This window comes from Luteitalea sp. (genome assembly GCF_022842525.1).
Classification (GTDB): Bacteria; Acidobacteriota; Vicinamibacteria; order Vicinamibacterales; family Vicinamibacteraceae; genus Luteitalea.
In genome coordinates, this window is sequence record NZ_JALHPM010000073.1 from 17,569 (window position 1) to 30,659 (window position 13,091).

General features: G+C 70.2%; 11 protein-coding genes. 8 read left to right on the forward strand and 3 right to left on the reverse strand.

Annotated features, from left to right (window positions below; genetic code table 11):
* The first annotated feature begins 114 nt into the window (after positions 1–114).
* The 5 genes from Q0C41_RS15480 to Q0C41_RS15500 all read left to right on the forward strand — a co-directional run bounded on the left by Q0C41_RS15480 (position 115) and on the right by Q0C41_RS15500 (position 6,280).
* Entirely contained in the window at positions 115–2,322 is a 2,208-nt protein-coding gene (locus Q0C41_RS15480) for a TonB-dependent siderophore receptor (protein ID WP_291984962.1), read from the forward strand.
* Positions 2,319–2,870, forward strand: coding sequence for a TlpA disulfide reductase family protein (locus Q0C41_RS15485; protein WP_291984964.1), 552 nt, complete (start codon positions 2,319–2,321; stop codon positions 2,868–2,870). The genes Q0C41_RS15480 and Q0C41_RS15485 overlap by 4 nt, the downstream gene beginning before the upstream one ends.
* On the forward strand, positions 2,867–3,907 hold the full coding sequence (locus tag Q0C41_RS15490) for an iron dependent repressor, metal binding and dimerization domain protein (protein WP_291984966.1): 1,041 nt from the start codon (positions 2,867–2,869) through the stop codon (positions 3,905–3,907). The genes Q0C41_RS15485 and Q0C41_RS15490 overlap by 4 nt, the downstream gene beginning before the upstream one ends.
* The gene (locus Q0C41_RS15495; RefSeq protein WP_291984968.1) at positions 3,904–4,719 is read left to right on the forward strand and encodes a FeoB small GTPase domain-containing protein; all 816 of its coding nucleotides are present in this window, start codon (positions 3,904–3,906) and stop codon (positions 4,717–4,719) included. Before Q0C41_RS15490 ends, Q0C41_RS15495 begins: the two co-directional genes overlap by 4 nt.
* A 133-nt stretch (positions 4,720–4,852) precedes the next feature.
* On the forward strand, positions 4,853–6,280 hold the full coding sequence (locus Q0C41_RS15500; protein ID WP_291984970.1) for a nucleoside recognition domain-containing protein: 1,428 nt from the start codon (positions 4,853–4,855) through the stop codon (positions 6,278–6,280).
* A gap of 216 nt (positions 6,281–6,496) precedes the next feature.
* Here the strand turns inward: Q0C41_RS15500 and Q0C41_RS15505 are convergent, their stop codons facing one another.
* Positions 6,497–7,381, reverse strand: a complete 885-nt coding sequence (locus Q0C41_RS15505) for a DUF6454 family protein (protein ID WP_291984972.1) — start codon at positions 7,379–7,381, stop codon at positions 6,497–6,499.
* A gap of 70 nt (positions 7,382–7,451) precedes the next feature.
* Between Q0C41_RS15505 and Q0C41_RS15510 the strand changes: the two genes are divergently transcribed.
* The 3 genes from Q0C41_RS15510 to Q0C41_RS15520 all read left to right on the forward strand — a co-directional run bounded on the left by Q0C41_RS15510 (position 7,452) and on the right by Q0C41_RS15520 (position 10,641).
* Positions 7,452–8,126, forward strand: a complete 675-nt coding sequence (locus Q0C41_RS15510; RefSeq protein ID WP_291984974.1) for a hypothetical protein — start codon at positions 7,452–7,454, stop codon at positions 8,124–8,126.
* 61 nt (positions 8,127–8,187) lie between these two features.
* Positions 8,188–9,492, forward strand: coding sequence for an NTP/NDP exchange transporter (locus Q0C41_RS15515; protein ID WP_291984977.1), 1,305 nt, complete (start codon positions 8,188–8,190; stop codon positions 9,490–9,492).
* Between the two features lie 63 nt (positions 9,493–9,555).
* The gene (locus Q0C41_RS15520; protein ID WP_291984979.1) at positions 9,556–10,641 is read left to right on the forward strand and encodes an NAD-dependent epimerase/dehydratase family protein; all 1,086 of its coding nucleotides are present in this window, start codon (positions 9,556–9,558) and stop codon (positions 10,639–10,641) included.
* A 98-nt stretch (positions 10,642–10,739) separates the two neighbouring features.
* Here the strand turns inward: Q0C41_RS15520 and Q0C41_RS15525 are convergent, their stop codons facing one another.
* Together Q0C41_RS15525 and map are read right to left on the reverse strand one after the other, a co-directional pair.
* Positions 10,740–12,506, reverse strand: coding sequence for a GMC family oxidoreductase (locus Q0C41_RS15525; protein WP_291984981.1), 1,767 nt, complete (start codon positions 12,504–12,506; stop codon positions 10,740–10,742).
* Positions 12,487–13,091 (reverse strand): type I methionyl aminopeptidase (gene map, locus Q0C41_RS15530; protein WP_291984983.1); only part of this gene is annotated, 605 nt, incomplete at its 5' end. The genes Q0C41_RS15525 and map, both read right to left, overlap by 20 nt.

A 13,091-nucleotide genomic window follows, 5' to 3' on the forward strand; every position in this document is an offset into this window, starting at 1 on the left:
TCGTTCTCAGAAACGCAATTTCGCCAGCGATCGAACCCGGGGGCCGAGGCTGCTGGGACGACGGCTTGACTTTGAAGCCTGATGGGTCCATTTTTTGATTAGTCAAAATCTCCGATGCTCACTGTCCCTCTGGCGCTGCTGCTCTCCCTGACCGGTCAACCCACCTCGACCATCCCGCCGTGTCCGATGCGGGTCGAGGTGCGCGACGCCGGTGGCGCCGGGTTGCCGGGGGCCACGGCCGTGGACGCGACCGGCACCGCGCTGGGCGTGACCGACGACGCCGGCGCGCTGTGCGTGTCACCGGCTCGGCCCGTCCGCATCGAACTGCCCGGCTTCGTCGCCGCCGACGTCCCCCTCACCACCGGCACCACACCGATCGTGCTCGTGCCGGCGTTCAAGGCCGACGTCGAGGTGGCCGCCGAACGGCGCGACGCGCGGCTGCGCGATGCCCCGGTCCGCACCGAGGTCGTCTCGCGGCAGTTCGTCGAGCAGATCGGCGCGCGGACGCTGGCCGATGCCGTCGAGTACACGACCGGCGTGCGCGTCGAGAACAACTGCCAGAACTGCAACTTCTCGCAGGTGCGACTGCTCGGCCTCGAAGGCCCGTACACGCAGATCCTCATGGATGGCCAGCCGACGCTGTCGTCGCTGGCGCAGGTCTATGGCCTCGAGCAGATCCCGGCTCGCCTCATCGATCGCGTCGAGGTGACCAAGGGCGGTGGCGCGGCCCTGCTCGGGCCGGGATCGGTCGGGGGCGTGATCAACGTCATCACGCGCGAGCCGACGACACGCGGTGCGCAGCTGGACACGACGATCGGCGTCACGCGCGGCGAGCCCACCGTCTCGACGGCGGCGGCCCTGGACTGGGTCTCGACCGACCGGCGGAGTCTGCTCACGGCCTACGGGCAGGCCGATCGGGTGGCGCCGGTCGACGTGACGGGCGACGGCTACACCGAGGTGTCGGAGCGGGCGCTCGAAGCGGGCGGCATCCGGGCCCATCGGGTGCTGCTCGGCACACGCGCGCGGCTCACACTCGATGCCAGCGCCCTGCGCGAATCGCGTCGAGGCGGCAATCGACTGGACCTGCCGCCGCACGAGGCGGACATCGCCGAAGACATCGACACCTCGCGCGGTGCGGCGACGCTGACCTGGTTCCACACGCCGAGCGCGCGGACCGACTACCGCCTGACGCTGTCGGGCGCCGATACCCTGCGCGACAGCTACTACGGCGTCGGCCGCGATCCCCTGGCCTACGGCGACACGCGCAGCCGCCTCGGCGTCGCGGACCTGCTGGTGAACCGCTACACGAGCCGTCACGTCGTCAGTGGCGGCGTGCAGATGACCACCGAACGCCTGACGGATCGACAGCCTGGCTACGGCCGGTCGCTCGATCTGCGCTACGACCAGGTCGGCGTCTTCGTGCAGGACGAGTGGACGGTGCGGCCGGGCTGGCAGCTGCTGACGGGCGTCCGCGTGGATCGCCATTCGGCGCTCCCCCGCCCGCAGGTCCTGCCGCGCGCGGCGCTGCGTGTCTCCCCGCGCCCGGCGCTCGACCTGCGGCTGTCGTTCGCCCAGGGCATCCGGGCGCCCCAGGTGTTCGACGAGGACCTGCACATCGCCTCGCTCGGCGGCGAGGCCCGGATCGTCTACGTGGACCCGGCCCTGCGGCCCGAGCGATCGGTCAACTGGATGGCCGGAGGTGAATGGAAGCCGTCGATCTGGGGTGGGCAGGCGCTGTTCGAGATGAACGCCTTCCATACCCGGCTGCGCGATCAGTTCCATCTGCAGGAGGACGACCTGCCCGGCACGGACGCACGCGAGTTCCTCAAGGTGAACCTCGGCACGGCAACGGTCCGCGGCGTGGAGGCCAACGTGGGCTGGGGCCTGGGAGATCGGTTCGTGCTGCAGGGCGGTCTGGTGGTCCAGCGCAGCACGTTCGGCCAGCCGGAGCCGAACTTCGGCAGCCGGCGCTTCTTCCGGACGCCTGATGCCTACGGCAATGCGTCGGTGACGGTGAAGGAGGTGCTGCCCGTCGATCTGTTCGCCGGCCTGCGCATCACGGGACCAATGCTGGCGCCGCACTTCGCCGGGGCGATCCCGGAAGACCGGCTCGTACGCACACCGTCGTTCGTGCAGATCGACGTGTCGATGGCACGACGACTGACCGACGGCGCGGTGCCGCTGACGCTGACCGTCGCCGTGCGCAACCTCACGAACGCCTATCAGCGCGACCTCGATCAGGGCCCCCTGCGCGATTCGGCGTACGTGTATGGCCCGCGCGCGCCGCGGACGATGCTGGTCTCGTTGAGGGTCGGGCGATGATCGCCCACCTGCCCCTGGCCGCGCTCGTCGTCGTTGCGTCGGCGCTGGACGTCACCAGCGAGGGCGCGCGGCCGGGCCCAGCGGCGGCGACAATCGCCGACGCGCACGCGGGACAGACGCCGCGGGAATCCCGCGGTCCCGAGGCGTGGGCGGCCGTGGACATCGACGGCCGGCCCTGGACGGACCGCCGTCTGCGCGGACGCGTGGTGCTGCTCGATTTCTGGGCGACCTGGTGTGCGCCCTGCCTCGACGACCTCCCTCGCCTCAAGCGCCTGCATGCGCAGCACGCATCCCGCGGCCTCACGATCATCGGGGTGAGCCTCGACCGCTCGCCGCTGCGCGACTTCCGCAGCTGGCTGCAGCGACAGGGCATCGCCTGGCCGCAGGTCCGCGAGATTGGTCTGTACGACAGTCCCCTGGCACGGGCCTTCGACGTCCAGGCCATCCCGGCGTCGTTCCTGTTCGACCGCGAGGGCCGACTGCAGGCCACTTCCCTGCGCGGTGAGGCCCTGGACCGACGCGTCAGCGCGCTGATGGAGACACGATGACCGGCCTGGTGTGGTGGACGATCGCCGTCGCGGTGGTGCTGCTGGTGGCCCTGTGGCCGCGACACGGGGTGCTGGCGCGAGCGCAGGCGCGGGCCGCCTCACGGGCGCGTGAACAGGGCGAAAACGCGCTCAAGCACCTGCTGCAGGAAGCGCAAGCCGGCCGTTCGGGCTCCTTCGCGTCGCTCAAGGGCACGCTGCGATTGGGCGACCGTGGGCTGCTGCGCGTGATGGAGCGCATGCGCGCCGGGGGCCTGACGGCCTCCGAGGGCGGGCGCTATCGCCTGACGGACGCCGGTGAACAGCGAGCCCGCCACCTCGTCCGCGCGCATCGACTGCTCGAACGGTATCTGGCCGACGAGGCCCGACTGCCCCTGACCGCCGTGCACCGCGTGGCCGAGCGTCTCGAGCACCACCTCACGGAAGCCGACGCCGAGCGCCTGTCGGCGTCCATGGGCCACCCGGAGCGCGATCCGCACGGCGACCCGATCCCGTTCGCGGGCGAAGGCCTCGACGACCAGGGCGAGCCCATCACGCACTGGTCGGTGGGCCAGCAGGGGCGCATCGTGCATCTCGAAGACGAGCCGGCCGCGACCTTCAGCGCCCTCGTGCACCTCGGGCTGCAGCCCGCGCAGGCCTTCACGGTGATCGAGGTCGCGCCGCATGCGCTGCGCCTGCGCATCGAGGACCGCGACGTCGCGCTGCCACTCGAGCACGCGGGCAACGTGTTCGTCACGCCACTCGATGGCGACACGAGTGACGCGGCGGACGTGCTCCGGCTGTCGGCGCTGCCACTCGATCAGGAGGCCGAGATCGTGTCGCTGTCGCCCACCTGTCAGGGACTCACGCGCCGACGGCTCCTCGATCTGGGATTCACCCCGGGGACGCGCCTGCGACCGGTGCTGGAGACCTTTGCTGGCGACCCGCGGGCCTATCGCGTCCGCGGCACGACGATTGCGCTGCGCGTCGATCAGTCGTCGGTCGTCATCGTCCGTCCCGTGCCCGCTGTGGCGGCGGCAGAGAGGAGACAGCAGGCATGAGTGGTCACGACTGCGAGGCGTGCCCCGTGGCGGCGGAACTGTCGCCGCTGGGCGTGCAGGTCGGCGGCGTCGATCGGGTGCTGGCGCTGGCCGGCAATCCCAACACGGGCAAGAGCACGCTGTTCAACGCGCTGACGGGGCTCCGCCAGCACACCGGCAACTGGCCCGGCAAGACCGTCACGCGCGCCGAAGGCGGGTTCTCGTACGACGCAGTGCGTTACAAGATCGTCGACCTGCCAGGCACCTACTCGTTGCTGTCGGCCTCGCAGGACGAGGAGGTGGCGCGGGACTTCATCCTCTTCGGGCAGCCCGACGCCGTGATCGTGGTGACCGATGCCAGCGCGCTGGAGCGCAACCTCAATCTCGCGCTCCAGGTGCTGGAGATCACCGATCGCGTCGTGATCGCGGTCAACCTCATGGACGAGGCGCGTCGGAAGGGCATCGACGTCGATGCCCGCAGCCTGGCCCGCGACCTCGGCGTGCCGGTGATCCCGATCGTCGCGCGCACGAGCGAAGGCCTGCACGCGCTGCTGACGGCGGTCGGCGGCGTCTCGAGCGGCGCCATCGCGACATCACCGCTGCGGGTGACCGGCACCCCGGAGTTCGAGCGGGCCGTGCGCGAGCTGATGACGCACATCGAGGCGGCGGCACCCGGCGTCCCCAACAGCCGCTGGCTGGCGATTCGCCTGCTCGATGGCGATGCGCGCGTGGAGGACGCGCTGCGCACCGGGGAGCTGGCGCGGCTGGTGTCGCGCCAGCAACAGCGCGACGTCCGGTTCAGCAAGCAGATCGCGCTGCAGGGAGCGCAGTAAGCATGCCGGAATGCCGGGAATGCCGGAATGCTGAAGGAAAAAGGGACGAAGGGGAAAGGCCCAAGGCCCAGGACCCATGGCCCGGAGCGAAAGGCCGAAGTCCTGACACCCGTCGACCGGAAGAGCAACACAGATGACTGACGAGACAGTGCAGGCGCCTCGTGCGGCGGCCTCACCGGACGAGGTCCTGGCGCGGGCGCGGGAGTTGCGGCGGCAATTGAGTGGCGGGTTCCGCGAGGAAGCCGTCAAGTCGCTCTATGCCGAGGCGGAGCGCGTGGCGCAGCGCGCCGTGACGCGGAGCGGCGACGCGCGCGCGCGCGACCTCGATCAGCGCATCGACCATCTCGTGACCTCGCCCTGGTTCGGCCTGCCGATCATGCTGGTGCTGCTGTCCGTGATCTTCTGGCTGACGATTGCCGGCGCCAACGTGCCGTCGGCGCTGCTGGCGCAGGGGCTGTTCTGGATCGAGGACCAGGCCGCGGGGCTGTTCGACGCCGCGGGCGTGCCATGGTGGATCACCGGCTTCGTCTGGCACGGGGTCTATCGCGGGCTCGCGTGGGTGGTCAGCGTGATGCTGCCGCCGATGGCGATCTTCTTCCCCCTGTTCACCGTCTTCGAGGACCTCGGCTACCTGCCACGCGTCGCCTTCAACCTCGACTTCCTCTTCCGCCGGGCCGGCGCCCACGGCAAGCAGGCCCTGACCATGGCCATGGGGTTCGGCTGCAATGCGGCCGGCGTCATCGCCACGCGCATCATCGACTCGCCGCGCGAGCGACTGGTCGCCATCCTCACCAACAACTTCGTGCCGTGCAACGGGCGCTTCCCCACCCTGATCATGCTCGGCACGATCTTCGTCGGCGCCTCCTTCGCACCGGCGCTCGCCTCCATCGCGGCCGCCGCGGCGGTGGTCGGCGTGGTGCTGCTCGGCATCGGGTTCACGCTGCTGATGTCATGGGTGCTGTCGCGCACGATCCTGCAGGGCGAAGCCTCGGCCTTCACGCTCGAACTGCCGCCGTATCGCCGCCCCAACATCGGCCGCATCATCTACACGTCACTGATCGATCGCACGCTCTTCGTGCTGTGGCGCGCGATGTGGACCGCCGCCCCCGCCGGGGCCGCCATCTGGCTGCTGGCCAACATCCGGTGGGGCGACCAGTCACTGGCCGCGATCACGGCCGGCTGGCTCGACCCCTTCGGGCGCGCGCTCGGCCTCGACGGCGTCATCCTGCTCGCTTACGTGATCGCCATCCCGGCCAACGAGATCGTCGTGCCGACGCTGGTGATGGCCTACATGGGCACGGGCATGATGACGGAGATGGAAGGGCTCGACGACCTGCGTCGGCTCCTCGTCGATCAGCAGGGCTGGACGATGCTGACGGCGGTGAACCTGATGCTGTTCTCGCTGCTCCACAACCCGTGCGCGACGACGATCCTGACCATCTACAAGGAGACGCTCAGCGCGAAGTGGGCGACCGTCGGCGCCCTGCTGCCGCTCGGCACCGCGTTCCTGGTCTGCTTCCTCACGGCGACGATCGCCCGAGCGCTGGGCTGGGGCATCTAGGCCACGCGAACGTCGGCGAGCCCGCTCGCTGAACCGTCGACGTGAACGTCGACGGCTACAGCCTCCGGCGGAGCCGTCGCGCGACAGGAACCCGTCGAGGCAGGTCGGTATCTCCGCGCAATGGCGAGGACCGTCCCTGTTTTGAGCGCACCGCGACGACTGTAGCCGTCGACCTTCAGGTCGACGGTCATGCCAGGTCGTGAAGGGGAGACCGGTCTACGGGACTGGCCGGCGGAAGAGCGATTTCTCGGGCTCGTTCGGACGCGACGGCGCCGGCTCGGGCACCGGGGCGCCGGTCCATCTGTGGACGAACACGCGCGTCGGATCGTCCTCGGGCATGAGCAGGAGGTCCTGACCGGCGACGGCCATGCCTTCGGCGGTCAGCACGACACCGCGGTCGGTGCGGCCCACCACGGTCCGTTCGCGCAGGTCGAGCGTCGGCCACTCCAGCAGGTCGACCACCCCTTGATCGCCGATCAGGCCGGCCGCCAGCAGGCCCTCGGGCGTCCAGTGCAGGTCCTGGTAGCGCGCCGATCCGTCGTGCTCGACGACCCTCGACTGGGTCCCGTCGAACGTCCACTCGTAGAACAGCCGCGCATCCCAGTTGCAGCCGATCAGCGCGCCTGACGTCACGGCCACGGCGCCGATGTGGTCGGCGACCGGGAAGCGGGATCGCTCGGCCAGCGTGCGGGCGTCCCGGCACTGCACGACGCTCGTGGACGACCGTCGATACTCCGCGACGGGCAGCCAGAGCGCGTCTCCGAGGCGGCCCAGCCCGCCGGGGTGGTAGCGCGGGCCGTCCTGGACCTCCATCCGCTGGATCACGGCGCCGTCCGAGGCCCGAAACGCCACCAGGAGGCCCTTCTTCGCCTCGCGCAGCACCGAGGTGACGAACCACGTGGCGCCGTCGGGGCTGGCCGTGATGCCCTGCGGGTGGTCGAGCACGCCATTCAGCGTGACCGTGCGGGTCAGTGCGCCGAGCGAGCCCGACCGTACCGACACCTGCTGGGCCGCAAGGGCCGAGCTGGCCCAGGCCGGCCCGGCCAGCCCGAGAAGGGCAAGAAACGTGCGGCGGGAGGCGGGCAGGGTGCTCGGAGCCATGTCGAGATCTGACTCGCTCCCGCGGCCGGACGCAAGGGCTGCGGATCGTCATTGCGGATCGCGCGGCCGGATGGCAGACTCACGAACGTTGTCCTCGTACACCCCGTCACACCGGCCGCGCTCGGGCCGTGCGTCACGTCAGCCCGAGGTGCCGGTGCCCTTCCGGTACCAGTTCAGCGAGGCGGACTGCGTCCCGACGACGTTCCTCAACGGCATCGCCCGGCTGTTCGGCCGCGGCGAGATTCCGCCGCTGGTGATTCAGCGCGTCTACACGTACACCCTCAACGGCGTCAGTCGCAGCAACACGCTCGGCGACGGCACCGACGAGTGGGGCATCCGCGTGACGGCCGAGTGGCTGGGCAACTACAAGGAAGGCAAGTTCGCCGTCAAGACCGAGTACCTGCGCGGCACCGAGGTCCACGTCAAGCGGGGCAACCAGTTGGTGGCCTGCCTCAACACCGGCGGCGTCGGGCTGTGCAACCTGCACATCGGCGGCGGCATCTGGCACTACGTCCTGGCGATCAAGGCCGACCCGGAAGGGCTGTCGTTCTTCGACCCGTACTTCCAGCGCACGGTGAAGGGCCTCGGCGGATCGGCGCAGCGGCTGCACGACGACCCGGACGGCGCCAATCTGTGGGTCGAGCGCGACTGGCTGGACACGTACAGCAACCGCAAGCGCTACTGCTTCGGCTCGATCCGCAATCGGGAAGCCGTCCTGCTCTGGCGCCGTCAGCGCAAGCGCTGACCTCCGTTTCGTCACGAGATTGGGACGGCGAGCCGGCCATCAGCTACGCTGGTGCCCGTCGATGCCTCCCGAGACCGCCCAGGGCCCCCGTTCCCGCCTCGCTCTCCTGACCGGCGTGGCCCACGACGAGCGCGCGGCGCTGGCGTGGAGCTTCCTGTACTTCTTCTCACTGCTCTGCGCGTACGGCCTGCTGCGCCCGCTGCGCGAAGAGATGGGCGTGCGGCACGGCGTGGCCAACCTCCAGTGGCTGTTCAGCGGCACGTTCGTCTGCATGCTGCTGGCGCAGCCGCTCTACGGCGCGCTGGTCTCACGCTTCCAGCGGCGCGTGTTCCTGCCGGTCGTCTACGGCTTCTTCATCGCCTGCCTGCTGGTCTTCTACGGGGTGTTCCTGCTCGATCGGGGCATGACCATCGCGGTGCCCGCCTTCTTCATCTGGGTGAGCGTCTTCAACCTGTTCGTGGTGTCGGTGTTCTGGAGCTTCATGTCCGACATCTTCACCACCGACCAGGCCAAGCGGCTCTACGGCATCATCGCCGCCGGCGGCACCTGCGGCGCGCTGGCCGGTCCCCTGCTGACCGCCGTGCTGGTGGAGCGTGTCGGCGTGCCGCAGCTGATGCTGATCTCGGCGCTGCTGCTGGCCGGGGCGCTGGTGGCCATCCTCCGCCTCCTGCCGTGGGCCACGGAGCGGCGCGGCGCCGACCGCGCCATCGGCGGTACGGTGCTCGCCGGGGCGCGACTCGTCGTCGGCTCGCCGTTCCTGCGGCTCATCGCCGGCCTGCTGCTCCTCTACGTCACGGTCAACACGATCCTCTACTACCAGCAGGCGGCCGTGGTCGCCGCGGCCTTCACGGATTCGGCGGCGCGCGCCGCCTACTTCGCCCGCATCGATTTCGCGGTGAACGCGCTCACCGTGGTGACGCAGATTGCCGTCACCCGCGTGCTGCTGACCCGGTTCGGTGTGACACCCCTGCTGATGCTCTCGCCACTGGTCGTCGCCACGGGGTTCGCGTGGCTGGCGGCGTCGCCGACGCCGCTGCTGCTGGCCGGCATCCAGGTGGTGCACCGGGCCGGGAACTTCTCGCTGATCGCCCCCGCGCGCGAGAGCCTGTTCACGCGCGTCGATCGCGAGAGCCGCTACAAGGCCAAGGCGTTCATCGACACGGCGATCTACCGCGGCGGCGACCTCGTCAACGGATGGGTGATGGCCGGCATCGTGGCCGCGAAGATGCCCCTCGGCGAAGTCGCGATCATCGGCCTGGTGGTGGCCAGCGCCTGGGCGGTCCTGGGCTGGCGGGTCGGGCGGACGCACGACCAGCATCTGGCGTCGGCCGGGGCCGCGGCGACGCCGGCCCCAGCCAACTCGTAGCCGGGACTGGGAGGACACGCCGCGCCCGCGGCGAGCAACAGCACTCTGGAGGTCATGATGACGATGACACGACGCGAATTCCTCGGGACGACCCTGGCGGTCGCCGCGACCACGACCCTGCCAACCAGCGGCCGGGCCGCAGCTCCGCTGAAGGTGCTGGTGCTGGGCGGCACCGGCTTCCTCGGCCCCCACACCGTGCGGCGGCTCCAGGAACGAGGGCATACGGTCACGCTGTTCAACCGTGGCCGCACGAACCCGGGGTTGTTCCCCGACATCGAGAAGCTGCGCGGCGACCGCAAGACGGATCTGAAGGCGCTCGAGGGCCGCAAGTGGGACGCGGTGCTGGACCCGTCCGCCTACATCCCCGCGGACGTGACCCGCAGTGCCACGCTGCTGGCGCCCAACGTCGGCCACTACCTGCTGATCTCCACGATCTCGGTCTACAAGACCCTGAACACGCCGGGTATGGACGAAACGGCACCGCTCGGCACGCTCGCCGATCCGACGGTGGAGCAGGTCACCGGTGAGACGTACGGCGGGTTGAAGGTGCTGTGCGAGCAGGCCGCCGAGAAGGCGATGCCCGGCAAGACCACGGTCATCCGCCCCGGGCTCATCGTCGGCCCGGGCGACACGACCGACCGCTTCACGTACTGGCCCGTGCGCGTGGCGCGCGGCGGCGAGGTGCTGGCGCCCAACGCCCCGAGCGACTACGTGCAGTGCATCGACGTCCGCGACCTCGCGAACTTCATCGTCTCGTGCCTGGAACAGCGGACGACGGGGATCTACAACGCGGATGGCCCGCAGGCCGGCCTGACGATCGGGCGGCTGCTCGAGACCAGCAAGCAGGTCGCGAAGTCCGACGCGACGTTCGTGTGGGTGCCGACGGCGTTCCTCGAGGCGCAGAAGGTGCGCCCCTGGAGCGACATGCCGGTGTGGGTGCCGCTGACGGGCGACGAGGCCGGCGGCGGGCAGGTCAGCGTCAAGGCGGCGATGGCCCGGGGCCTCACGCACCGACCGCTGGCCGACACGGTGCGGGACACGCTGGCCTACGTCGACACGTGGCCGGCGGAGCGAAAGGCGAGACTGAAGGCGGGGCTGACACCGGAGCGCGAGGCGGAGGTGCTGGCGGCGTGGAAGGCGAAGGTGTAACTTCGGAATTTCAGAATTTCAGAAGGTCCTGCCAACCGAGCGCTTCGAAGTTTGGCGGTGCCCATGAAGTTCTGCCATCGTGAAATTCTGACATTCCCTCAGACGTTCCCCTTTTTCATGGCGTCGATCAGGTAATCGCACGAGCGCACGGCCAGCGCCATCATGGTCAGCGTCGGGTTGACGTAGCCGACGCTGGGCATGCTGGCGCCGTCCACGACGAACAGGTTCTTCACGTCGTGGGTCTGCTGGAACTGGTTCAGCACCGAGGTCTTCGGATCGGCGCCCATGCGCGCGATGCCCACCTCGTGACTCGCCCAGCGCGGCGCCCAGGTGATGCGGATGTTGGATCCGCCGGCCGCCTCGAGCATCTCGGCGGCCTGCTCTGCGCCGTCGCGCATCATGGCGCGATCGGTCTCGGAGAACCGCATGTCGATCCTGATGGCCGGGATGCCCCAGGCATCGACCGCCTGCGGGTCGATGGTCACCTGGTTGCGCGCGTCGGGCACCGGCTCGCCGAAGCCGCCAAGGCTGACCGAGGTGCGACCGCTGGCCTTGACCGCGGCGACGTAGGCGGCGCCGAACCCGCCGGCGTCCGGCTCGATCGACGTCGAGCCGCCCCCCTGATAGCCGTAGCCACGCGGAAACCGTGGGTCGGGTTTCTGCGGGTCCAGGTTGCGGAACCGCGCGACGAACAGGCCCGTCGGTTTGCGCGGCGCGTTCTGATCGGCCGGCTGGTGGAAGGCCGGGAAGTCCGCCGAGGCGCCGAAGCCGGTGAAATGCGACAGCAGGTACTTGCCGAGGACGCCGCTCGAATTGGCGAGCCCGGCCGGGTCCTGCGGCCCGGCGGAGTTCAACAACAGGCGCACGGACTCGAACGCCTGCGCGGCCAGCATGACGACGTGGCCGTACACTTCGTGATGCGCGCGCGTCGCTCTGTCGACATACCGGATGCCGGTGGCCCGCCGAGTCTGCCGGTCCATCAGGACCTGCGCCGCCATGGCCTGCGTCACGATGCGGCACCGCCCCGTCTTCTCGGCGTCGAGCACGGTGGTGTATGCGGCGTTGAAGTACGAGAACGTCGCGCAGCCGCGTTCGCAGGGGCCGCACATGTGGCACTTCGGGCGGCCGTTGATCGACTCGGTCAGGTTCGCGGTGCGCCCCTGCGTCACGGTGCGTCCCATGCCGGCGCCGATGGTCGCCCGCACGTGGGCCTCGACGCACGAGAAGCCCATGGGCCGCTGCAGCCGCTGGTCGGGCAATTGCGGGATGCCTTCGTTGATGCCCGTGATGCCGACGTAGCGCTCGACCTCGTCGTAGTACGGCGCCAGGTCCGCCGCCGACAGCGGCCAGTCGATGCCGAATCCGTCGCGCGAGGCCGCACGGAAATCGATGTCGCTGTAGCGATAGCTCTGGCGCCCCCACACGTGCGTCCGGCCGCCGACGATGCGCATCCGCCCGACCCAGGGGAACGGCTGTCCCGGCGGGGTCGTGTACGGCTCGTCGATGTCGTTGACGAACCAGTCGGCATTCCACTCCGTGAGGGGGTAGCCGGCCGCCTGCTGCGGCTGCGTGCGCGCGATGACGGCCTTGGTGCGGGCCCGCAGCGGCAAGGCATGCGCCGGGATGTGCTCGCGGAAGTCTTCCGGACCGAAGGCACGTCCGGCGTCCAGCACGACGACGCGCAACCCCGCCTCGGTCAGACGCTTGGCCGCCCAGCCTCCCGTGGCGCCCGCGCCGACGATGACGACGTCGGCCGGGTGGGCACGCGTGCCCACCGCCTGCAGGCTGCTGGCGGCCGCGGCCTGCCCCCCGACTCCCGTGTGCCGATTCCCGTCCATCCCCATCTCAGTGCGTCGTCTCGCCATCGGGCGAGGGCGCGGTGAGCACGAGGGCGCCAGCCGCCGTCACCACGATGGTGTGTTCCCAGTGGGCCGTCCAGCCGCCGTCACGCGTCGCGATGGTCCAGCGGTCGCGGCCGACCCGGACGGCGCCGGAGCGCTCGGCGACCAGCGGTTCGACGGCGATGACGAGGCCGTCGGTCAACAGCGGCGACACCCCACCCGGGTCGTAGTTCGGCACTTCGGGCGGCTCGTGGATGGTCCGGCCGACGCCGTGTCCCGTCAGGTCGCGAATCACGGTGAAACCGTCGCGGCGCACGTGGCGATCGATGATGGCGCCGAGCGCGTGCACCGGCACCCCGGGACGCACACCGGCCAGGGCCGCGGTGAGTGCCCGTTCGGCTGACTGAGCCAGACGGCGCCCCCGCGAGGTGGAGGGCTCCACGGGTACGGTGATGGCGCCATCGGCGATGAAGCCGTCGATTTGCGGCGTGACGTCGATCTTGACCAGATCGCCGGCCCGCAGGCGCGTGCGGGTCGGCAAGCCGTGGACCACGGCGTCGTTGACGCTGATGAACGCCGCGCAGGGGGCGTCATAGACCACGACCGGCG